The organism is Cellulosimicrobium funkei (assembly GCF_004519295.1).
In the GTDB taxonomy this organism is placed as follows: domain Bacteria; phylum Actinomycetota; class Actinomycetes; order Actinomycetales; family Cellulomonadaceae; genus Cellulosimicrobium; species Cellulosimicrobium funkei.
This window is the reverse complement of sequence record NZ_SOZH01000008.1, coordinates 111,212-131,146: the sequence shown is the minus strand read 5'-3', so window position 1 is coordinate 131,146 and position 19,935 is coordinate 111,212. Positions and strand designations below refer to the sequence as shown.

Genomic DNA, 19,935 nt, shown 5'->3' with positions numbered 1-19,935 from the left:
GATGCCCGAGAAGATCAGGTCGACGTTCGGCCGCGCGTTCGGCGCCGTCCGCGACTTCACCATCGCCCAGCGCACGCTCGCGCTGCTCGCCCTCGCGATCCTCGTGGTCGGGATCGTCGCGCTCGTGTCGTGGGCGTCGCGCCCCAGCTACACGCCCCTGTTCTCCGGCATGTCGAGCGCGGACGCCGCCGCGATCGTCGACCAGCTCCGCTCGCAGGGCGTGCCCTACGAGCTGACCGACGGCGGCGGCACGGTGCTCGTGCCCGAGGAGCGGGTCTACGAGCAGCGGCTCGCGGCCGCGACGGCCGGCCTGCCCGCCGACGAGTCGACGGGCGGCTACTCGCTGCTCGACGAGATGGGCGTGACGTCGAGCGAGTTCCAGCAGGACGTGACGTACAAGCGCGCGCTCGAGGGCGAGCTCGCCCGCACCCTCTCCGCGATGGACGGCGTCGAGACGGCGACCGTCCAGCTCGCGATCCCCGAGAAGACGGTCTTCGCGGCCGAGCAGGGCACCCCGACCGCGTCGGTGTTCGTCGCTCCCGCCCGCGGCCAGAAGCTCACGACCGAGCAGGTCGAGGCGATGGTCCACCTCGTCTCGGCGTCGATCGACGGCATGGCACCCACCGACGTCGCGGTCGTCGACGCGCAGGGAGAGGTGCTCTCCGAGGTCGGCGTCGGGGCGCGCTCGTCGGGCGAGCAGGCCGGGCAGTACGAGGAGAAGGTGTCCGGGCAGGTGCAGGCGATGCTCGACCGCGTCGTCGGGGCCGGGAACTCGACCGTCGCGGTGACCGCGCAGATGGACGTGGCGAGCTCCGAGCGTCTCGAGGAGACGTTCCGCACGCCGGAGGGCGGGCCCGTCCTCAACGAGTCCACGACGACCGAGGAGTACACCGGCGCGGGCGGTGGCGTCGCCGGGGTGCTGGGACCGGACAACATCGCCGTCCCGGGCGGCGCCGGCGGGGACAGCAGCTACACGTCGGAGGACGCCACGCGCAACAACGCGATCGACAAGGTCACCGAGACCACGACGACGCCCGCCGGCGCGCTGACCCGGCAGGCCGTGTCGGTCGCGCTCGACGCCGAGGTGGCGCGGGGCATGGACACGGCCGCGATCACCGCGATGGTCTCCGCCGCCGCCGGCATCGACGCCGAGCGCGGGGACACCGTCGAGGTCGCGGTGCTGCCGTTCGACACGGGCGCCGCGGAGTCGGCCCAGGCCGCGCTCGCCGCGGCGGAGGAGGCGGCCGCCGCCGAGAGCCGGGCGCAGATGCTGCGCACCGCGGCGGTCGTCGCCGGGGTGCTCATCGCCCTGGTGATCGTGCTCGTGGCCGTGCGGCGCGCCCGTCGTCGCCGCGAGCGGCGCGAGACGGTCGACCTCGAGGACCTCCGTATGACGACCCTGCACGAGCTCGACCGCGAGGACGACCGCCCGGCGCTCCCGTCCGGCGGCGGTCAGGGCGAGCTCGAGCCCGTGCCCGAGCGGCCGGAGATCCAGCCGCCGACCCCGCGGTTCACGAGCCTCGACCAGCGTCGGGCCGAGATCGACGCGCTCGCGGCGACCGACCCCGACAAGACGGCCGAGTACCTGCGGGTGCTGCTCGCCGAGGACCGGGCGGGGGCGCATCGATGAGCGTCACGACGGCACCGCCCGAGACGGCGCCCCCGGGCACCGGCGCCGCCGGTCTGGCGGCCGCCCTCGACCCCGCCGCCGCGGAGGCCGCGACCGAGGCCGCGCGCAAGGTCGCCGCGATGAGCGGGGTGCAGAAGGTCGCCCTGGTGCTCATGCAGCTCAGCCAGGAGCGGGCGGCGACGGTCCTGTCGCTGCTCTCCGAGGAGGAGGCCTCCGAGGTCGCGGCCGAGATCATGCGCACCCAGGTGGTGGACGAGGAGCTGGCGGTCGCGGCCCTCGACGAGTTCTACGACATGGCGCTGTCCGGCACGCCGCGCCCGCGCGGGGGCAAGGACTTCGCCGTCGGGCTGCTCGAGGCGTCGATGGGCGCCGACCGGGCGGCCGACGTGGTCGAGCGCCTCGTCGCGAGCATGCAGGGCAAGGCGTTCGAGTACCTCGACGGCACCGAGCCGGGACAGATCGTGTCCCTGCTCGACGGCGAGCACCCGCAGACCGTCGCCCTCGTCCTCGCGCACCTCAGCTCGGGCGTCGCGTCCGCGGTGCTCGCCAAGCTGGCCGACGACTACCGCACGGACGTCGCGCAGGCGCTCGCGACCATGGGCACCGCGTCGCCGGACGCGGTGAAGATCGTGTCGGAGCAGTTCCGCACCCGCATGGGCGCGAGCATCACCCCGCGTCAGCCGGTCGAGATCCTCGGCGGCGTCCAGCCGCTCGTCGACATCATCAACCGCTCCGACGGCGCCACGGAGAAGGCGGTCCTCGAAGGGCTCGAGGCCCGCGACCCGCAGCTCGCCGAGGAGGTCCGCTCGCGCATGCTGACCTTCGAGGACATCGCCTCGTTCGAGGCGCGCGACGTGCAGATCATCCTGCGCGGCGTCGAGATGTCGGTGCTCGCGCTCGCGATGAAGGGCACGACCGCCAAGGTCGTCGAGACGATCACGAAGAACATCTCCGAGCGCAACCGGGCGCTGCTGGAGGAGGAGGTCGCCGGGCTGGGCGGGGTGCGCATCAGCCAGGTCGAGGAGGCGCGCGCGGAGATCGTCCGCGTCGTCCGCAACCTCGAGGCCGACGAGAAGATCACGATCCACCGCACGGACGGGGACGAGCTTGTCTACTGACGCCTCCTTCGTGCCGCGGGTCGTGCCGGTCCTGCGCAGCGACCGCGTCGCGGAGGTCGAGGCGGCGGCGTCGGCCCGCGGGTACGCCGCCGGCTACGCGGCCGGGGCCCGCGCGGCCCGCGACGAGGCGGAGCGCCTGCGCGCCGCGCTCGAGGCGGACCACGCGCGGCGCACCGCCGAGCGCGACGAGCGGACCGCGCGCGCGGTCGCCGTCCTGCGTGAGGCCGCCCGGGCGCTCGGCGAGCGGACGGTCCCCGTCGTCGCCGCGGCGCAGGACGCCACGGTCCGGGGCGCGCTCGACCTCGCGGGGTCCGTCCTCGGGTACGAGCTCACCGACCGACCGGGTGCCGCCCGCGCGGCCCTCGCGCGCGCGACGGCCGTCGCCGACGGCGCGGTCGTCGCCGTCCGGCTGCACCCCGACGACGTGCGCCTGCTGACCGAGGCCGGGGTCGACGACGTCCGCCTCGTCGCGGACGCGTCGCTCGACCGCGGCGACGCCGTCGCGGAGCTCGAGCACGGCTTCCTCGACGCGCGCGTGCGCGCCGCCGTCGACCGGGCGCGGGCCGAGCTGGCGCTGCTCGACGTCGGGCCCGACCTCACGCCCGACGCCGGGCCCGGCGCGGCCGGAGGGTCGTCGTGACGGCCCCGGTCGGCTCCGCCGTGCCGGGCACGCGCACCACGGCGGGCGCGACCCGCCCGCACTCCCGCCCGCCCGCGCTGGAGTCCCTCGTCGCGGTGGCGCGGCCCGAGCGGGTCGGCGTCGTGACGTCGGCCGTCGGGCTGAGCCTCGAGGTCGCGGGCCTGAGCTGCGGCATCGGCGACCTCGTCCACGTCGGCGACGGCCCGCACCCCCTCGACGCGGAGGTCGTCGCGACCGCCGAGGGCAGGGCACGCTGCATGCCGCTCGGCCGGCTCTCCGGTGTCCGCGCGGGCGACCCGGTGCGCACGCGCGGCACCGGGGTCCTCGTCCCGACCGGGCGCGGCCTGTTCGGCCGCGTGGTCGACGCGCTCGGCCGCCCCGTGGACGGGCGCGGCCCGCTCGGGCGCGCGCCCCGCGTGCCCGTGGACGCGGACGCGCCCGCCGCGATGGAGCGGGCGCGCATCGACACGCCGCTCCAGACCGGCGTACGGGTCCTCGACACGCTCACCACGCTCGGCCGGGGCCAGCGCATCGGGCTGTTCGCCGGCTCCGGCGTCGGCAAGTCCTCGCTGCTGTCGATGGTCGCGCGCGGGACCGACGCCGAGGTGTCGGTCATCGCGCTCGTCGGCGAGCGCGGGCGCGAGGTGCGCGAGTTCCTCGAGGACGACCTCGGCCCCGAGGGCCTGGCCCGGTCGGTCGTCGTCGTCGCGACGTCCGACGAGCCCGCGATGATGCGGCGGCGCGCAGCCTTCACGGCGACCCGGATCGCCGAGTCGTTCCGGGAGGCCGGGTCGCACGTCGTCCTCATGATGGACTCCCTCACGCGCGTGTCCATGGCGCAGCGCGAGATCGGGCTGTCCGTGGGGGAGCCCCCCGCGACGCGCGGCTACCCGCCGTCGACGTTCTCCCTCATGGGGAACCTGCTCGAGCGCGCGGGCACCGCGGCGACGGGCTCCGTCACCGGGATCTACACCGTCCTCGTCGACGGCGACGACCACAACGAGCCGATCGCCGACCAGGCGCGCTCGATCCTCGACGGGCACGTGGTGCTCGACCGGTCCATCGCCGTCTCGGGCCACTACCCGGCGGTCGACGCGCTCGCGTCGGTCTCGCGCGTCGCGTCGCGCGTGACCACGCTCGAGCAGAGGTCGGTCGCGCTCACGCTGCGCCGGGTCCTCGCGGCGCGCCGCAAGGCGCAGGACATCCTCGACATCGGGGCGTACAAGAAGGGCACCGACCCCCTCGTCGACGCGAGCCTCGAGCACCAGGGGGCGATCGACGCCTTCCTGCAGCAGGTCATGACCGACAGGACGCCGGCCGAGGAGTCGTGGGCGCGCCTCACGCGGCTCACCCAGGTGCTGGCCGGAGGGGAGGACTGATGGCGGGGAAGTTCCGGCTCGCGGGCGTGCTACGCCTGCGCCGCCTCGAGGAGGACGGCGCCAAGGCGGCGCTCGCGGGAGCGCACGCGGACCTCGCGCGCACCGTGGAGGAGGCGGGCGGTCTCGCCGCCTACCTCGACGCCTCGCCCGAGCGCCCGACGACGAGCGCGGCGCTGTCCGGGCTCGCGGCCTCGCGCGCCGCGGCGAGCGCGCTGTTCTCCGTGCTCGAGTCCGAGGAGCGCGTGTGCGCGCACGCCGTGGACGAGGCGCGCGCGGAGCTCGCGCGCGCCCGTGCCGCCGCGCTGGGCCTCGAGAAGCTCGAGGAGCGGCACGACGCCGAGACGGCCCGCGTGGAAGGGCGCGCCGACCAGGCCGCGCTCGACGAGATCGCCTCGGCCGCGCGGCGCACGACGGCCGGGGGGTCGACGACGTGAGCATGACCCAGGCGCTCGCCCGCGTGGGCGAGATCCGCACGGAGATCGTGGCGCTGCACGACGTCGTGGCCGCCCCCGGCCGGTCGACGGCGGCGTCGTCGTCGTCCACGAGCGCGACCGACTTCGCGTCGGCGCTCTCGGCGCTCTCGGCGCTGCCGACGACGGGCGCGGCGGGCACCGGCTCGGACGTGGTCGGGCGCCTGCTCGGCACGCTGTCCGGGGCGACCGGCGCCGACGAGCTCGCGCGCAGCGCGCTGTTCGGGGCGGGTGCGTCGCCGGGCGCCGCGGCGGCGGCAGCCGTCGCGCCGGCCGCCCCCGCTGCGCCCGCCGGCCCGGCGACCGCGCCGGACGGCGCGACCGACGGCGCGGCGGGACGGTCGGTCGTCGAGACGGCGCGCCAGTACCTCGGCGTGCCGTACGTGTGGGGCGGCGAGAGCCTCGGCGAGGGCGGCCTCGACTGCTCGGGCCTCGTCCAGCTCGTGTACTCCGCGCACGGCGTCGACCTGCCGCGCGTCGCGCGCGACCAGATGCGCCAGGGGACCGAGGTCGGCTCGCTCGCCGAGGCGCGACCCGGCGACCTCGTGGTGCAGCGCGGGGGCAAGCACATCGGCATCTACCTGGGCGACGGGCAGATGATCCACGCGCCCAAGCCCGGCCGCACCGTCGAGATCACGGACGTCAGCGACGCCTCCGTGACGACCATCCGCCGCGTGATCGGCTGAGGAGGACCACAATGACCCTGACCACGAACGCCCTGGTCGCGGCTCCGGCACCGGCCACGACGGCGCGGCCCCGGGCGGCGTCCGGAGCCTCGGCCGACGCGTTCGGCCGCAGCTTCGACGCCGCGCTCGGCGAGGCGGCCCGCGGCCGCCCGGAGCCCGCGCGCGCTCGCGGGGGCACCCCTGCCGACCGGGCCGTCGACGACGGCGCGACCACCGCCGAGTCCTCGACCGGCAGCACCCCGACCGCCGGGCTCTCGACCGACGGGTCCTCGACCGACGGGCCCGCGGCCACCGGGGCCCCCGGCGCCGACTCCTCGGCGGACGGCGCCACCGCCGCGGACGGTCGGCCCGCCGTGCCGCCCGTGCCCGTCGGCCTGCCGGGCCTGCCGGTGCTCCCCGACGCGGCGCCCGTCGGTCTCGACGGCGCGCTCGCCGGCACCGCCACGCCGGACGGCGCGGCAGCTGCCGCCGTCGCGGACGACGCGGCGCCCGGCGACGAGCACGGTCCGACGCGCGCCGCGTCGTCGGCCGACGCCGCGGGCGCCCCGGACGCGTCCACGGCTGCCCCGGCCACGGGCGACCGCCCGGGCGCACCCGGCGCAGCCTCGGCGGCCGGCACCGCCTCGGCGGTCGGCACCGCGGCGGCGGCCGGGCCGGGCGAGGCTCGGACGCCGACCGGTGCACCGTGGTCGTCCGACGCGACGGCGACGGCGGACGGCCCGGTGACGGTGCCCGCCGCGACGCGGGCGAGCGGTGGTGCCGGAGAGGCCGTCGCGACGGCCGGACCCCTGGCGAGCGCCGGGCCCGGGGCCGGGACGACCACGACCCCGCCGCCGGGTCCGGTCCCCGCCACGCCGGGTGCGCCGGTCCCCGCCGCGCCGGGTGCGCCGACCAGCTCGGGGGGCGTCGCCGTCGCCCCTGCACCGGGGGAGGCGGACGGCGTGACGTCACCGGTCCCGACCGGCCCGGAGGGCACGACCCTCGCGCCGGACGCCGCGCCGCGGGCCGCCGCGGAGCTCCTCGCCGCCGCCCCCGTCGCGGCCCCTGCCGCACCGGCCGCCGTCGGCGCGCCCGCGGTGACCGCCCCGGCGGCCGCGTCGCACCCGGCACAGCCGCTGCACGCCCAGGTCGCCGGGCCCGTCGTCCGGCTCGCCGAGGCGGGCGACGGCGACCACGTGCTCACGCTCTCCGTGACGCCCGAGAACCTCGGGCCCGTGACGGTCCGCGCGCACGTCGCGGGCGGTGACCTGCGCATCGAGCTCTACGCGCCGCACGACACGGGCCGCGAGGCGCTGCGCGCCATCGTCGCCGACCTGCGGCGCGACCTCGCGGGCATCGCGGGCGGGGCGTCGTCGGTCACCGTCGCGGACGCGGGAGCACCGGGCGCGGCTGTCGATAGTCGGGACGGTCGGGACGGCCGCGGCGCCACCGCGGACGGGTCCGGCGCGCGTCGCGACCCGCAGGAGCCCGGCGCGCACGACCGCGGCCCGGCCCGCCCGCACCGAGGGGCCACCGAGCCCGAGACCGAGCCGACAGTGGTCGGCAGGACGTACGGCGCCGCCCGGCGCCTCGACGTCCTCGTCTGAGGAGAGGAACCACGTGCCCGTCGAACCCGTGAGCGCGCCGGCGCCGGCATCGATGTATGCCACGAAGAGCGTGCGCGCGCCCAAGCAGGAGTACGACAGCGAGCTCTTCCTCGGGCTCCTCGTGACCCAGCTGCGCAACCAGGACCCGTCCAGCTCCATGGACACCGGCGAGATCGTCTCGCAGACGACGTCGCTCGCCATGATGGAGGCGCTCACGCGGATGAGCGGGCTCGTCGAGGAGTCGTTCGCGCTCCAGATGCGCCAGTCGGCCGCCGACCTCCTGGGCAACAAGGTCTCCTACCTCGACGCCGACGGCGTCGAGCACACGGGCACCGCCACCGCGGTGTCGTACCGCGACGCGGTACCCACCGTGACGATCGGCGGGGTGACGGTCGACCTCGACCACGTCTCCGCCGTCACCTCCTCGGTCAGCACGGATGCCACCGGGACCCCGGCAGCCACGGACGGCGCCACCGACGACCACGGCAGCTCCGCCGCCTGACCCGAAAGGACTCTCGTGCTCCGCTCCCTCAACACCGGAATCTCCGGCCTGCGCGCCCACCAGAACATGCTGGACGTCACGGGCAACAACATCGCGAACGTCAACACGACGGGCTTCAAGTCCTCGCGCACCCAGTTCCAGGACACGCTGTCCCAGCTCGTCGCGGCGGGTGTCGCGCCCGACCAGCAGGTCGGCGGCGCGAACCCCGCGCAGATCGGCCTCGGCGTCACGACGGCCGCCATCACGACGCAGTTCACCCAGGGCGCCGCGCAGACGACGGGCGTCCCGACCGACCTCATGATCGACGGCGACGGGTTCTTCGTCGTCGAGCGGGGCGGCCAGGCGTACTACACGCGCAACGGCGGGTTCACGTTCGACGGCGCGGGCCGGCTCGTCAACGCGAGCGGCGACCTCGTCCAGGGCTGGACCGCCACCGACGGCGTGGTGAACACGAGCAGCCCGCTCGGCAACCTCACGATCCCCGTCGGGGACGTGATCCCGCCCCGCGCGACCACGGGCGTGACGTTCGGGGGCAACCTGCCCTCGGACGCCGCGGACGGCACCGAGCTCGTGCGCGACGTCGAGGTCTTCGACGCGGCGGGCCGGGCGAGCAAGCTCTCGCTCGTCTTCACGGCCGCCGCCGGCGGCTGGTCCGTGAGCGCCCGCGACGGCGCGACCGGCGCGACGCTCGCGGGCCCGCAGGCCCTCACGTTCACGGGTGGTGCCCTGACCGGCGGCGGGTCCCTCGCCGTCGGCGGGGTGACGGTCGGTCTCGACGCGCTCACCTCGTACGCGGGGCTGTCGAACGTCGCCGTGGCGAGCAAGGACGGCGGGGCCGCCGGGTCGCTCACGTCGTACTCGGTCTCCGGCGACGGCTCGATCGTCGGCCGCTACTCGAACGGCCGGACCGAGGTCCTCGGCCAGGTCGCGCTCGCGACGTTCACCAACGCCGGCGGGCTCGAGAAGGCGGGCGACTCGCTCTTCGCGGCGACGCAGTACTCGGGCGACCTGCTGGTCGGCGCCGCGGGCGACCCGGGCCTCGGCTCGATCACCGCGGGCGCTCTCGAGATGTCGAACGTCGACCTCTCGCAGGAGTTCACCAACCTCATCGTGTCGCAGCGCGGGTTCCAGGCGAACTCGCGCGTGATCACGACGTCCGACGAGGTGCTCACCGAGCTCGTCAACCTCAAGCGCTGACCCGGGGGCGGTTGGGTGCCTCCCGGCCCGACCGGGAGGCACCCCACCGAACCCCGGACCGGACCCCGCACCGACCCCAGACCCGCACCTCCGTCCCGAACCCGTCCGCACCTGACCCGGACCCGTCCCACCCGAAGGGAGAGCCGTGATCGTCCTCACGCGCTTCAGCTCCGAGCGCATCGCGATCAACGCGGACCTGGTGGCCCGCGTCGAGACCAACCCGGACACGCGCGTGACGCTCATCGACGGCTCGCGCTACATCGTGACCGAGCCCATGGAGGTCGTGATCCGCCTCGTCGAGGAGCACAAGGCGCGCGTGCTCGCGCTCGCGCGCTCCCTGCCCGCCCCCGCCGAGCGCGCACCGCTCGAGGTCGTCCGGTCCGCGCCCGACGACGCCCCCGCCCCCGGCGACCGCCCGGTCGCCCTCGCACCCCTGCCCGACACGAGGACGAAGTAGGCCATGGACCCCGCAACCATCATCGGCATCCTCGTCGCGTTCGGCTCGCTCATCGCGATGGTGTACCTCGAGGGGTCGCAGATCACCTCGATCCTGCTCCCGGCACCGATCATCCTCGTGTTCGGGGCGAGCATCTTCGCCGCCGTCGCGTCGGGGACGCTCAAGGACTCGGTCCGGGCCTTCAAGACGCTGCCGCGCGCGTTCACGGGCAAGGCGCCGCGTCCCGCGGAGGCCATCGAGGAGGTCGTCCGGGCCGCGGAGATCGTCCAGAACGACGGCGGCCTGCTCGCCCTCGAGGCAGAGTCCCAGAAGACGGACGACCCGTTCCAGCGCAGCGCGCTGCAGTCGCTCGCCGACGGCTCGGACGCCGAGCAGCTGCGCACCCTGCTCGAGGAGCGGATCGAGACCAAGGCCCGCGAGGACGCCGTCGCGTACGACTTCTTCAACGCGATCGGCGGCTACGCCCCCACGATCGGCATCGTCGGCACCGTCGTCTCGCTGACCCACGTGCTGGAGAACCTGTCCGAGCCCGAGAAGCTCGGGCACATGATCGCCGCGGCGTTCATCGCGACCCTGTGGGGCATCCTCTCCGCCAACTTCATCTGGCTGCCCATCGGCGCGAAGCTCAAGCGCCTGTCCGACCTCGAGATCGAGCGGCTCCACGTCCTCCTCGAGGGCTACATGTCGATCCAGGCGGGCTCGCGCGCCCGGGTCATCGACGAGCGGCTCAAGACGATGGTCCCCGAGTGGTCGTTGCCCGAGGACAAGGCCGCCTGATGGCGCGGCGTCGCAGGGGCGGCCACGGCGGCGGGGGCGGCGGTGGCGGGCACGACACGGGCGGCTCCGGCCGCTGGATGGTGTCGTACATGGACATGGTGACCGTGCTCATGTGCCTGTTCATCGTCCTGTTCGCCATCAGCTCGGTCGACCAGGGCAAGTACCAGGAGCTGAAGTCCTCGCTCGCGGAGGGCTTCGGCAACGTCGAGGACGCCGCGGTCGTCGAGGAGGTCGTGGAGAACCCGGCGGAGGAGCCGGTCGACGTCGAGACGGACCTCGAGCGCGCGCTCGACGAGGTGTCGGATCTCTCGGCGCTGCGCGACGCGATGGCCCGCGACCTCGCCGCGCACGGGCGGTCCGACACGGTCCGGTTCGACATCGACGAGCGCGGGCTGACCGTGCGGCTCGTGTCCGCGGACACGTTCTTCTCGCCCGGGAGCGCGGACCTCACGCAGGAGGCGCGGGCGGTGCTCGACGTCGTGGGCCCGGCGCTCGCGCCGACCGCGCACGAGATCCGCATCGAGGGCAACGCGGACTACACCTCGACCGTGACGTCGGTCTTCCCGTCGAACTGGGAGCTGTCGTCGTCGCGCGCCACCGCCGTGCTGCGCCACCTCGTCGAGCAGGACGGTCTCGCCGAGCACCGGATCGCCGCGGTGGGCTTCGGGTCGGCGCGTCCGCTCGCCGAGGGCACGAGCCCCGAGGCGCTCGCGACGAACCGCCGCGTCGACATCATGGTGCTCTCGTCCGCGCCGGAGGCCGTGCGCGCGCTCATCCCGCAGGTGCTGTCGGGGCAGCTCAGCGCGGCGGACGTCCCGGCCGCGGAGGCGGACGCGCGGGCTCTCGCGCGGGCCGCCGAGACGGCGGGGGAGGCGGGCGCTCCGGGGGAGTGACGCGGCCCGTCGAGCCTGCGCGACGTCGCGCAGGCTCGCGTCGTGCGCGCCCGCATAGGAGCGGTCGTGAGCACGACGACACCCGAGCGGGTCCAGCAGCCCGCACCGAGCCGCAAGGTCGAGGTCTACGACTTCCGCCGCCCGACGACGCTCGTCCGCGAGCACCACCGCATCCTCGAGATGGCGTTCGAGAGCTTCGCGCGCCAGTGGGGCACGCAGCTCACGGCCCGCGTGCGGGTCGTGAGCCAGGTCAACCTCGCCGCGGTCGCGATGCGCACCTACGACGACTACGTCGCCGAGCTGCCCGTGACGACGACGTTCGTCGTGTGCGAGCTCGAGGGGATCGGCCCGCGCGCCGTCCTGCAGTTCCCGCACACGGACGCCCTCACGTGGATCGCCCACATGCTCGGCGCCGGGCCGTCCATCCCGGTCGTCGACCGCAAGTTCACCGACGTCGAGCGCACGCTCGTGACGTCGCTGCTCACCGAGACGCTGCGCGACCTGCGCCACTCGATGGGCCGGCTGCTCGAGAACCCCCTGCGGATCTCGTCGATCCAGCACAACTCGCAGTTCGCCCAGGCCGCCCCCACCGCCGAGCTCATGATCGTCGCCGAGCTCGACCTCCGCGTCGGCGAGCGCGCGTGCCGGGCGACCCTCGCCGTGCCGTCGGTCGCGCTGCTCCCGCACCTCGGCGAGGCCAACCCGGCGGACGACCCCGCCGACGCGACCCGGCGCACGCGCCAGCACGTCGCGCGCTCGCTCGTCGACGTCACCGTCGAGCTCACCGGCGCGTCCATGACGCCGACCGAGGTGCTGGACCTCGCCGTCGGCGACGTCGTGCACGTCCCCCACGCCCAGTCCCGCCCGCTCGACGTCATCGTCGACGGCCACGTCCTGGCCCGCGGCGCCGTCGGCTCGTCCGGCTCCCGCCTCGCCTGCCGCATCGTCACCACCGAGGAGAACTGACCCATGAGCACCGCCACCCCGGTCGAGCAGTCCGTCGTCGAGGCCGCGTCCGCCGCCGCCCACGCGCTCGTCGAGCTCGTCCCGACCAGCACCCCGCTGCGCGCGGCCCTGCGCGGCGGCGCCCCCGTCGGCCCGCAGGCCGCACGGGCGGTCGTCGCCTCGTACGTGGGGGACTCCGGCACCGACCTCGCGCTCGCCCTCATCGACCAGGACACGCTCGCCGACGCCTCCCAGGAGGCGGCGCTCGACGTCACCGACGTCCTGCGCCCCGCCCTGGAGGCCGCGGGGTCGACCACCGGCGTCGGCGTGCTCGGGGAGGTGCGCGTCGCCGACGCGACCGCGCTCTTCGAGGACCCGGAGTCCGTCGTGTTCGAGCTCTTCACGGACGACGGCCCGACGGCGGGCTGGTTCGTCGTGCGCACGCGCCGCGCGCTGCGGAGCCTGCCCGACGAGGCCGTGACCGGTGCCCGGCTCGCCCGCATCTCCAACGTCGAGATGCGCCTCTCCGTCATCGTGGGCCGCACCCGGATGCCGGTGCGGGACGTGCTCAGCCTCGAGCCGGGCGCCGTCGTCGAGCTCGACCGGTCCGCCGGGGCGCCGGCGGACGTGCAGCTCAACGGCCGCACGATCGCCAAGGGCGAGGTCGTGGTCGTCGACGGCGGCGACTACGGGGTGCGCATCACCAAGATCCTCGACGCGGACGACTGACCGGCATGGACGTCACCACCGTGCTGCGCGTCGCCTTCTCGCTGGCGGTCGTGCTCGGGCTCCTGTGGGTCTCGTACCGCGTCGCGAGCAAGACCTCGCGCTCCGCGCCGCGCGGGCGCCAGGAGCAGCTGACCGTGGTCGCGCGCCAGGGGCTGTCGCAGAAGAGCGCCGCGGTCCTGCTCGAGGCCGGGGGCCGCCGGTACCTCCTCGGCGTGACGGAGTCGTCCGTGACCGTCATCGACGGCCCGTTATCCGTGCCGTCCGACGTCCCGCCCACCGCGGTCACCACGGTCACCGCCGCGGACGCGACGCCCGGTGCCCCGACCTCGGACGAGCCGTCGTTCGACGACGCCGTCACCGCGGCGGAGCTGTGGCTCGCGCAGCCGGCCGCGAACGGGGACGCCTCGGCGTGGAACGGCGAGCCCGGCTCGGTTCCCGCCGACGTGCCCCCGGCCGTCTCGGGGCCTCGGGCCGGGGCCCTCACGACCGCCGTCGTCGTCGCGCCGCCCGCGCCGACGAGCGCCCTGCGCACCTTCCTCGCGCCCGACACGTGGCGCAAGGCCGTGCGGGTCGTGCGAGGAGGTGCCCGGTGACACGCGCCCTCCCGTCGCGCCGCGCGCTGCGCCTCGCGGTGCTCGTCGGGGCGGTCCTGCTCCTCGTCGCCGTCGCGACCGTCCTGCTCGCGCCCCACGCGGGCGCCGCGGTCGTCGACCCGACCGACCCGGCCCCGCCCACCCAGCCGGTCGACCCGCAGGACGCGGGGTCCACGCTCTCGGTGGAGATCAACGGGCCGAACGGCGAGCCGTCGTCGTCCCTCGTGACGCTGGTCGGCATCACGCTGCTGTCGCTCGCGCCGACGCTGCTGCTCATGATGACGTCGTTCACCAAGATCTTCGTCGTCCTCGCCCTGACCCGGAACGCGCTGGGCACCGCCACGGTGCCGCCCAACATGGTCCTCGCCGGGCTCGCGCTGTTCCTCTCGCTGTTCGTCATGTGGCCGGTGTTCGGCGAGATCAACGACGCCGCGGTCCAGCCCTACCTCGACGGCACCACGACCTTCAGCCAGGCGCTCGACGCGGGCGCCGTGCCGCTGCGCGAGTTCATGCTCGCCCACACGCGCGAGGAGGACCTCGCGCTCATGACGCGCGCCGCCGACCTCGAGAACCCGGCGACCCCCGTCGACGTCCCCCTCACGACGCTCGTCCCCGCGTTCGTCATCTCGGAGCTCCGCGCCGCGTTCATCATCGGGTTCGTCGTCTTCGTGCCGTTCCTCGTCATCGACCTCGTCGTCGCCGCAGCCCTCATGAGCATGGGCATGATGATGCTGCCGCCCACGATGATCTCGCTGCCGTTCAAGCTGCTGCTCTTCGTCCTCGTCGACGGGTGGGGTCTCATCACGACGTCGCTCATCGGCTCGTACGGGATGGGTTGACCGTGGAGACCGCCGCCGTCCTCGACGTCGCCACGCAGGCGCTCGTCCTCGCCGCCAAGCTCGCGGCCCCCGTGCTCGTCACGTCGCTCGTCGTGGGCCTCGCCATCTCGATCGTGCAGTCCGTCACGCAGATCCAGGAGATCACGCTCTCGTTCGTCCCCAAGGCGCTCGCGGTCGCCGTCGCGCTCGTCGTGTGCGGCAACTGGATGATCGGCGAGATGGTGACGTTCACGCACGAGATGTTCGACCTCATCCCGTCGCTGCTGAACGGGGGCTGACGTCCCGTGCAGCTCGAGATCGACCTCGCGTGGCTCCAGGCGACGATGCTCGCGGGCGTGCGCATGGCCGCGTTCATGACCATCGCGCCGCCGTTCTCGCACCACGCCATCCCGCGCCAGGTGCGCGCGATCCTCGCGGTGTCGCTCGGGCTCGTGGTCTCCGGTCGTGCCGCCCCCGGGTACGAGGCGACCGGGACCGCGACGTTCCTCGCGCACCTCGTCGCCGAGGCGGTCACGGGCGCGATGCTCGGGACGCTCGTCATGGTCGTCTTCTCGGCGATCACCGCCGCCGGCGCCCACCTCGACCTGTTCGGCGGGTTCTCGCTCGGCATGGCGTACGACCCCCAGACGAACGTCAACGGGTCGCAGTTCACGCGACTCTTCGCGCTCCTCGCGGTCGTGCTCATGTTCGTCTCCGACGCGTACCAGCTGATGGTGCTCGGCCTCGCCCGCTCGTACGAGGCCGTCCCGGTGGGCGGCCTGGCCGGCGTCCCCGCGGCGTCGTTCGTCGAGGCCCTCACCGGCTCGTTCGTGGCGGGGCTGCAGATCGCCGGCCCGATCGTCGTCGTGCTCTTCCTGGCCGACGCCGGGCTCGGCCTGGTCAACCGGGTCGCCCCCGCGCTCAACGCGTTCGCGATGGGCTTCCCGCTGAAGATCTTCCTCACGCTCGCGCTCGTCGGGACGGTGCTCGTCGCGCTCCCGCATGTCGTCTCGGTGCTCACGGCCGAGGCCGTCGAGCGCATGGGCGGCGTGGGCTGATGGCCGACTCCACCGAGGAGAAGACCGAGCAGGCCTCCGACCGGAAGATGAAGGAGGTCCGGTCCAAGGGCCAGCTCGGCAAGTCGCAGGACCTCACGGCCTGGGTCGGGGTCGGGATCGCCGGTGCGGTGATCCCGCTGACCGTGAGCGCCGCGGCACGGGCCGCGACCGACCAGGTGCTGTCGCTGCGCACCGTGATCGAGAACCCCGAGCCCGCGGTCGCGCTCCAGCTCGCGCAGGACGCGCTCGGTTCCGTGGTGCCGACCATGCTGCCGCTCCTCGGGCCGATCGCCGTCGCCGTGCTGCTCGCGTCGGTCGCGCAGGGCGGCCTGCACCTGAAGCGGCTGAGGCCCGAGGCCGACCAGTTCAACCCGATGAGCGGGCTCAAGCGGATGTTCGGGGCGCAGGCGCTGTGGAACGGCGCCAAGGCCCTGCTCAAGACGACGGTCGTCGGCGTCGTGCTCTACGCGGTCGTCCAGTCCCTCATGCCGGTCCTCCTGGCCGCGGGCGGCCTGCCGATCGCGTCGCTGCTCGAGGCGGCGGGCTCCGGCGTGCGCTCGCTCCTGGTCTGGGCGACGGCGGCGGGCCTCACGCTCGCGCTGTTCGACGTGCTCGTCGTGGCACGACGCAACCGCAAGAAGACGCGCATGACCAAGAAGGAGCTCAAGGACGAGAACAAGAGCACCGACGGCGACCCGCTCGTGAAGTCGCAGCGCCGGTCGATGGCGCGCTCGATGACGCGCAACCGCATGATCGCCGCTGTGGCCGACGCGGACGTCGTCGTCGTCAACCCGACCCACGTCGCCGTCGCGCTGCGCTACGAGCCCGGGCGCTCCGCGCCGCGCGTCGTCGCGAAGGGTGCCGACCACGTCGCCGCCCGCATCCGCGAGAAGGCCGAGGAGTCGCGGGTGCCGATGGTCCGCGACGTCCCGCTCGCGCGCGCCCTGCACCGGGCGTGCGACGTCGGGCAGGAGGTGCCCGTCGAGCTCTACATGGCCGTCGCGCGCGTCCTCGCGTTCGTCATGGCGCTCACGCGCCGCGGCGCGGCGGCCTCGTCCGTCCCGCACCGCATGGCCCGCCCGGCGATCGCGCCGGGCGAGTGGCCCGCCGACGACGCGCGGGCCGCGTGACCCCGCCCGGCCGAGCCGTCGGCGCGCGCTGCGGCGGCCACGACCTGCATAGGACGTCGCGTCAGCAGCCGCCGACGCCCCGGACCCGGAAGGACCAGCGTTCCGCGTGAAGAACCGATCCCTCGCCATGATCGCCGTGCCGCTCGGCGTCGTCGGCATCGTCCTGCTGCTCGTCGTGCCGATCCCCGCGGCCCTGCTCGACGTGCTCATCATCGTCAACATCCTGCTGTCGCTCGTGATCCTGCTGACGTCGATGTTCGTCAAGAAGCCGCTCGACTTCTCGGTGTTCCCGTCGCTGCTGCTCGTCGCGACGCTGTTCCGGCTGGGCCTCAACGTCGCCTCGACGCGGCTCGTGCTCGGGGACGGCTACGCGGGCGAGGTCATCGGCGCGTTCGGCCACATCGTGGTCGACGGGAACCTCGTCATCGGCATGGTCGTGTTCCTCATCCTCGTCGTCATCCAGTTCCTCGTGATCACCAAGGGCGCCGAGCGCGTGGCCGAGGTCGGCGCGCGCTTCACGCTCGACGCGATGCCCGGCAAGCAGATGGCGATCGACGCCGACCTCAACGCGGGGCTCATCAGCGAGCAGGACGCGCGGGCCCGCCGCGCCGAGATCTCCGCGGAGTCCGACTTCTACGGGGCGATGGACGGCGCGTCGAAGTTCGTCAAGGGCGACGCCATCGCGGGCATCGTCATCACGCTCATCAACCTGCTCGGCGGCATCGTGATCGGCGTCGTCATGCACGGCATGCCGGCCATGGAGGCCGTCGACACGTACTCCATCCTCACGGTGGGCGACGGGCTGGTCACCCAGGTCCCCGCGCTGCTCATGGCGGTCGCCACGGGCATGATCGTCACGCGCTCGAACTCGGGCGAGGGCGACGTCGGCTCGCAGGCGTCGAGCCAGCTCGTCCAGTCCCGGCAGGCGCTCGCCATCGCGGGCGTCGCGGCGTTCGCCATGGCCCTCATCGAGGGCATGCCGAAGCTGCCGTTCCTCGTGCTCGGGGTGGGCCTGATCATCGCGGCCCAGCAGATCAAGGCGAGCCAGCGGCGGGCCGAGGTGGCGCGCGCCGCGGCCGAGCAGATCGAGAAGGAGGGCACGCGCAGCGACGGCACCGAGGACCTCCTCGAGCAGATGCGCGTGCACGCGCTCGAGATCCTGCTCGCGCCCGACCTCGTCGACCTGGTCACCGGCGCGCACGACGACCTGCTCGGACGGGTCCGCGCCCTGCGGCGCAAGATCGCGACCGACCTCGGGGTCGTCGTGCCCCCCGTCCGCACGCGCGACTCCCTGGAGCTCCCGGCGTCGACCTACGCGGTGCGGATCGCCGGCGTCGAGGCCGGTCGCGGCCAGGCGCCGGCCGGCAAGGTCCTCGCGCTCGGCGACGACCTCGCCGCGCTGCCCGGGCTGGCGACGGTCGACCCGGTGTTCGGCATGGACGGCAAGTGGGTCCCGGTGGAGATGCGGCACAGCGCCGAGATGGCGGGCGCCACGGTCATCGACCGGGTCTCCGTTCTCGTCACGCACCTGTCCGCCCTCATCGCCGCGAACGCGGCGCGGCTGCTGTCCCGCGAGGACGTGCGCGTGCTCACCGACGAGGTCAAGCGGACCAACCCGTCGGCCGTCGACGAGCTCACGCCGGCTCTGCTGTCGCTCGCGGAGGTCCAGCGCGTCCTGCAGGGGCTGCTCGAGGAGCAGGTGGCCGTCAACGACCTGCCCCGGATCTACGAGGCGCTCGCGCTCGCCGCGAAGCGCTCGACCGACCCCGAGCACCTCGTCGAGGCGGCGCGCGCCGCGCTCGGACCGGCGATCCCGGCCCGGCACACGGTCGCCGGCACGATCCGGGTCGTGACGATCGCGCCCGCCCTAGAGCAGGCGATGCTCGCGGGCCGCCAGCCCGGCGGCGACCAGGGCACCGCGATCGTCGTGGACCCGGCGCGCCTCGACGCGTTCCGTTCGTCCGTGGGCGAGCGGGTGCAGGAGGCCCGGGCCACCGGCGAGGACGTCGTCCTCGTGTGCGCGCCGTCGCTGCGCGCGGCGGTCCGGCGCCTCGTCGCGACGCAGGTGCCCGACCTCGCCGTGCTGTCGTACACCGAGGTGACGGCGGGCAACGCGCTCATCGAGACGGTCGGGGTGGTGAACGATGCCCCGGCGATTGCGGCTCGAGGGTGAGTCCCTCGACGCCGTGCTCGCCCAGGCGCGGCGCCTGCACGGCCCGGACGCGCGGATCGTCTCCGCCGAGCGGGTCATCACGGGCGGCTTCAAGGGGCTCTTCGGGCGGCAGCACTACGAGGCGGTCGTCGAGGTGGGCGACGCGCCGCCCCGGACCGCCGTCGGGCCGGTCCGGTTCCCCGCCGCCCGCCGGGCGGGCATCGCGGCGCTGCTCGACGACGCCGACGAGGGCGACGCGCTGCGCCCGGCGCCGTCGGCCGCGGTCGAGGTCTCGACCCGCGGCGACGACTTCGCGGCGCTGCTCGACGAGCTCGTGGCCGAGACGGCGGAGCCGCCGCCCGCGGCCGTCACCGCCCCGCCCGCGCCCGTGTCGCCGCTGCCGCGCGCGGCGCCGGGCGACCTCGTGGCGCTCGTCGGGCTGGCCGCGGACGTCGTCCCGGCGGCCCGCGCGCTGGCGCAGCGGGAGGGCCTGCTCACGGCCTGCGCGGGCAGCGCGACCGACGACGACACGGTGCGCGTCGACGACCGCCGCGCGGCGACCGAGGCGCGCGCCCGCGGGGTTCGTGCGGCCCGCGCCACGGTCGTGGCCGTCGGGGTGCGCGTGGACGCGGTCGGCGTGGCGCGGGTCCTCGACGAGCTGGGCGCCGAGCAGGTCGCGGTCGTGGTCGACGCCTCGCGCAAGCCCGCGGACACCGAGCGCTGGGTCGCCGAGGTGCAGCGGCTCGTGCTGGTCCGCGCCATGGTCGTGGTCGGGCGCGAGCTGACGGCGACGCCCGACTCCGTGCTCGCGCTCGGGCTCCCCGAGCTGCGGCCCGCAGGCTGACCCGCGCCGCACCCGCATAGGTCCTCCGAACGGTCAGGATGACACGCGGGACGTCAGGAGGACGTGGCGATGCTGGTGCTGGGACGCAAGGTGGGAGAACGGATCCTCGTCGGCGAGGACGTCGTGGTCACGGTCGTGTCGGTGGGCCGGGACGGGGTGCGCGTCGGGATCGACGCGCCCCGCGAGGTGCGGGTCCACCGGGCCGAGATCGTCGACCAGGTCGCCGCGGACAACCGGGCCGCCGCGCTCGGGGCGCCCGGGGGCGAGGCGCGCGCCCGCGCGCTGCTGGGGCTGGACGCGCGCTCCTGACGCACCGCACGGGACGTGCGGG

Annotated in this window: 22 protein-coding genes; all 22 read left to right on the top strand. The window is 74.9% G+C overall.

All coding sequences use genetic code 11. The features are described 5' to 3' along the window. The first annotated feature begins 1 nt into the window (after window position 1). The 22 genes from fliF (at window position 2) to csrA (ending at window position 19,913) form a co-directional block, all read left to right on the top strand. Window positions 2–1,630, top strand: a complete 1,629-nt coding sequence (gene fliF, locus E1O70_RS14175) for a flagellar basal-body MS-ring/collar protein FliF (RefSeq protein WP_061266690.1) — start codon at window positions 2–4, stop codon at window positions 1,628–1,630. Next, the gene (gene fliG / locus E1O70_RS14170; RefSeq protein WP_082774195.1) at window positions 1,627–2,748 is read left to right on the top strand and encodes a flagellar motor switch protein FliG; all 1,122 of its coding nucleotides are present in this window, start codon (window positions 1,627–1,629) and stop codon (window positions 2,746–2,748) included. Before fliF ends, fliG begins: the two co-directional genes overlap by 4 nt. Further along, window positions 2,738–3,388, top strand: a complete 651-nt coding sequence (locus E1O70_RS14165; protein ID WP_082774196.1) for a FliH/SctL family protein — start codon at window positions 2,738–2,740, stop codon at window positions 3,386–3,388. Before fliG ends, E1O70_RS14165 begins: the two co-directional genes overlap by 11 nt. Before the next feature lie 77 nt (window positions 3,389–3,465). Continuing rightward, complete coding sequence (locus E1O70_RS14160; RefSeq protein WP_205688661.1) at window positions 3,466–4,767, top strand: FliI/YscN family ATPase; 1,302 nt, start codon at window positions 3,466–3,468, stop codon at window positions 4,765–4,767. After that, window positions 4,767–5,201 carry a flagellar export protein FliJ gene (locus tag E1O70_RS14155; protein ID WP_061266692.1) on the top strand — a complete coding sequence of 145 codons (435 nt, stop codon included), beginning with the start codon at window positions 4,767–4,769 and terminating at the stop codon, window positions 5,199–5,201. Before E1O70_RS14160 ends, E1O70_RS14155 begins: the two co-directional genes overlap by 1 nt. Before the next feature lie 2 nt (window positions 5,202–5,203). Then, window positions 5,204–5,923, top strand: a complete 720-nt coding sequence (locus E1O70_RS14150) for a C40 family peptidase (protein WP_061266693.1) — start codon at window positions 5,204–5,206, stop codon at window positions 5,921–5,923. Between the two features lie 11 nt (window positions 5,924–5,934). Further along, window positions 5,935–7,509: a flagellar hook-length control protein FliK gene (locus E1O70_RS14145; protein ID WP_128957557.1), complete on the top strand. Its 1,575-nt coding sequence runs from the start codon at window positions 5,935–5,937 to the stop codon at window positions 7,507–7,509. Between the two features lie 13 nt (window positions 7,510–7,522). Further along, a complete protein-coding gene (locus E1O70_RS14140) occupies window positions 7,523–8,011 on the top strand; it encodes a flagellar hook capping FlgD N-terminal domain-containing protein (RefSeq protein ID WP_061266696.1) in 489 nt (162 codons plus the stop codon). Between the two features lie 15 nt (window positions 8,012–8,026). Then, the gene (locus E1O70_RS14135; protein WP_061266697.1) at window positions 8,027–9,208 is read left to right on the top strand and encodes a flagellar hook protein FlgE; all 1,182 of its coding nucleotides are present in this window, start codon (window positions 8,027–8,029) and stop codon (window positions 9,206–9,208) included. Between the two features lie 145 nt (window positions 9,209–9,353). Next, window positions 9,354–9,665 carry a flagellar FlbD family protein gene (locus E1O70_RS14130; protein ID WP_034652796.1) on the top strand — a complete coding sequence of 104 codons (312 nt, stop codon included), beginning with the start codon at window positions 9,354–9,356 and terminating at the stop codon, window positions 9,663–9,665. A gap of 3 nt (window positions 9,666–9,668) precedes the next feature. Beyond that, window positions 9,669–10,442, top strand: a complete 774-nt coding sequence (locus E1O70_RS14125; RefSeq protein WP_021483317.1) for a motility protein A — start codon at window positions 9,669–9,671, stop codon at window positions 10,440–10,442. Further along, window positions 10,442–11,335, top strand: coding sequence for an OmpA/MotB family protein (locus tag E1O70_RS14120; protein ID WP_081895843.1), 894 nt, complete (start codon window positions 10,442–10,444; stop codon window positions 11,333–11,335). Before E1O70_RS14125 ends, E1O70_RS14120 begins: the two co-directional genes overlap by 1 nt. Window positions 11,336–11,401: 66 nt before the next feature. After that, the gene (locus E1O70_RS14115) at window positions 11,402–12,301 is read left to right on the top strand and encodes a flagellar motor switch protein FliM (protein WP_061266698.1); all 900 of its coding nucleotides are present in this window, start codon (window positions 11,402–11,404) and stop codon (window positions 12,299–12,301) included. Between the two features lie 3 nt (window positions 12,302–12,304). Then, a complete protein-coding gene (fliN, locus tag E1O70_RS14110) occupies window positions 12,305–13,009 on the top strand; it encodes a flagellar motor switch protein FliN (protein WP_061266699.1) in 705 nt (234 codons plus the stop codon). 5 nt (window positions 13,010–13,014) lie between these two features. Then, complete coding sequence (locus tag E1O70_RS14105; RefSeq protein ID WP_061266700.1) at window positions 13,015–13,602, top strand: FliO/MopB family protein; 588 nt, start codon at window positions 13,015–13,017, stop codon at window positions 13,600–13,602. Continuing rightward, the gene (gene fliP / locus E1O70_RS14100) at window positions 13,599–14,441 is read left to right on the top strand and encodes a flagellar type III secretion system pore protein FliP (RefSeq protein WP_061266701.1); all 843 of its coding nucleotides are present in this window, start codon (window positions 13,599–13,601) and stop codon (window positions 14,439–14,441) included. Before E1O70_RS14105 ends, fliP begins: the two co-directional genes overlap by 4 nt. A gap of 2 nt (window positions 14,442–14,443) precedes the next feature. Beyond that, window positions 14,444–14,719 (top strand): flagellar biosynthesis protein FliQ, encoded by a 276-nt coding sequence (gene fliQ, locus E1O70_RS14095; protein ID WP_021482560.1) that lies wholly within the window; start codon window positions 14,444–14,446, stop codon window positions 14,717–14,719. A 6-nt stretch (window positions 14,720–14,725) separates the two neighbouring features. Next, window positions 14,726–15,478, top strand: a complete 753-nt coding sequence (locus E1O70_RS14090; RefSeq protein WP_043657044.1) for a flagellar biosynthetic protein FliR — start codon at window positions 14,726–14,728, stop codon at window positions 15,476–15,478. Next, window positions 15,478–16,608, top strand: a complete 1,131-nt coding sequence (locus E1O70_RS14085; protein ID WP_061266702.1) for an EscU/YscU/HrcU family type III secretion system export apparatus switch protein — start codon at window positions 15,478–15,480, stop codon at window positions 16,606–16,608. Before E1O70_RS14090 ends, E1O70_RS14085 begins: the two co-directional genes overlap by 1 nt. Window positions 16,609–16,735: 127 nt before the next feature. After that, the gene (locus E1O70_RS14080) at window positions 16,736–18,781 is read left to right on the top strand and encodes a flagellar biosynthesis protein FlhA (RefSeq protein WP_061266703.1); all 2,046 of its coding nucleotides are present in this window, start codon (window positions 16,736–16,738) and stop codon (window positions 18,779–18,781) included. After that, the gene (locus tag E1O70_RS14075) at window positions 18,753–19,604 is read left to right on the top strand and encodes a hypothetical protein (RefSeq protein WP_128957556.1); all 852 of its coding nucleotides are present in this window, start codon (window positions 18,753–18,755) and stop codon (window positions 19,602–19,604) included. The genes E1O70_RS14080 and E1O70_RS14075 overlap by 29 nt, the downstream gene beginning before the upstream one ends. Window positions 19,605–19,673: 69 nt before the next feature. Further along, window positions 19,674–19,913: a carbon storage regulator CsrA gene (csrA, locus tag E1O70_RS14070; protein WP_061266705.1), complete on the top strand. Its 240-nt coding sequence runs from the start codon at window positions 19,674–19,676 to the stop codon at window positions 19,911–19,913. Window positions 19,914–19,935: the final 22 nt, after the last annotated feature.

Coding starts and splice junctions, on each gene's coding strand:
- fliF (WP_061266690.1), top strand. CDS start 2: ATGCCCGAGAAGATCAGGTCGACGTTCGGCCGCGCGTTCGGCGCCGTC.
- fliG (WP_082774195.1), top strand. CDS start 1,627: ATGAGCGTCACGACGGCACCGCCCGAGACGGCGCCCCCGGGCACCGGC.
- E1O70_RS14155 (WP_061266692.1), top strand. CDS start 4,767: ATGGCGGGGAAGTTCCGGCTCGCGGGCGTGCTACGCCTGCGCCGCCTC.
- E1O70_RS14150 (WP_061266693.1), top strand. CDS start 5,204: ATGACCCAGGCGCTCGCCCGCGTGGGCGAGATCCGCACGGAGATCGTG.
- E1O70_RS14145 (WP_128957557.1), top strand. CDS start 5,935: ATGACCCTGACCACGAACGCCCTGGTCGCGGCTCCGGCACCGGCCACG.
- E1O70_RS14125 (WP_021483317.1), top strand. CDS start 9,669: ATGGACCCCGCAACCATCATCGGCATCCTCGTCGCGTTCGGCTCGCTC.
- E1O70_RS14120 (WP_081895843.1), top strand. CDS start 10,442: ATGGCGCGGCGTCGCAGGGGCGGCCACGGCGGCGGGGGCGGCGGTGGC.
- fliN (WP_061266699.1), top strand. CDS start 12,305: ATGAGCACCGCCACCCCGGTCGAGCAGTCCGTCGTCGAGGCCGCGTCC.
- E1O70_RS14105 (WP_061266700.1), top strand. CDS start 13,015: ATGGACGTCACCACCGTGCTGCGCGTCGCCTTCTCGCTGGCGGTCGTG.
- E1O70_RS14085 (WP_061266702.1), top strand. CDS start 15,478: ATGGCCGACTCCACCGAGGAGAAGACCGAGCAGGCCTCCGACCGGAAG.
- E1O70_RS14080 (WP_061266703.1), top strand. CDS start 16,736: ATGATCGCCGTGCCGCTCGGCGTCGTCGGCATCGTCCTGCTGCTCGTC.
- E1O70_RS14075 (WP_128957556.1), top strand. CDS start 18,753: ATGCCCCGGCGATTGCGGCTCGAGGGTGAGTCCCTCGACGCCGTGCTC.
- csrA (WP_061266705.1), top strand. CDS start 19,674: ATGCTGGTGCTGGGACGCAAGGTGGGAGAACGGATCCTCGTCGGCGAG.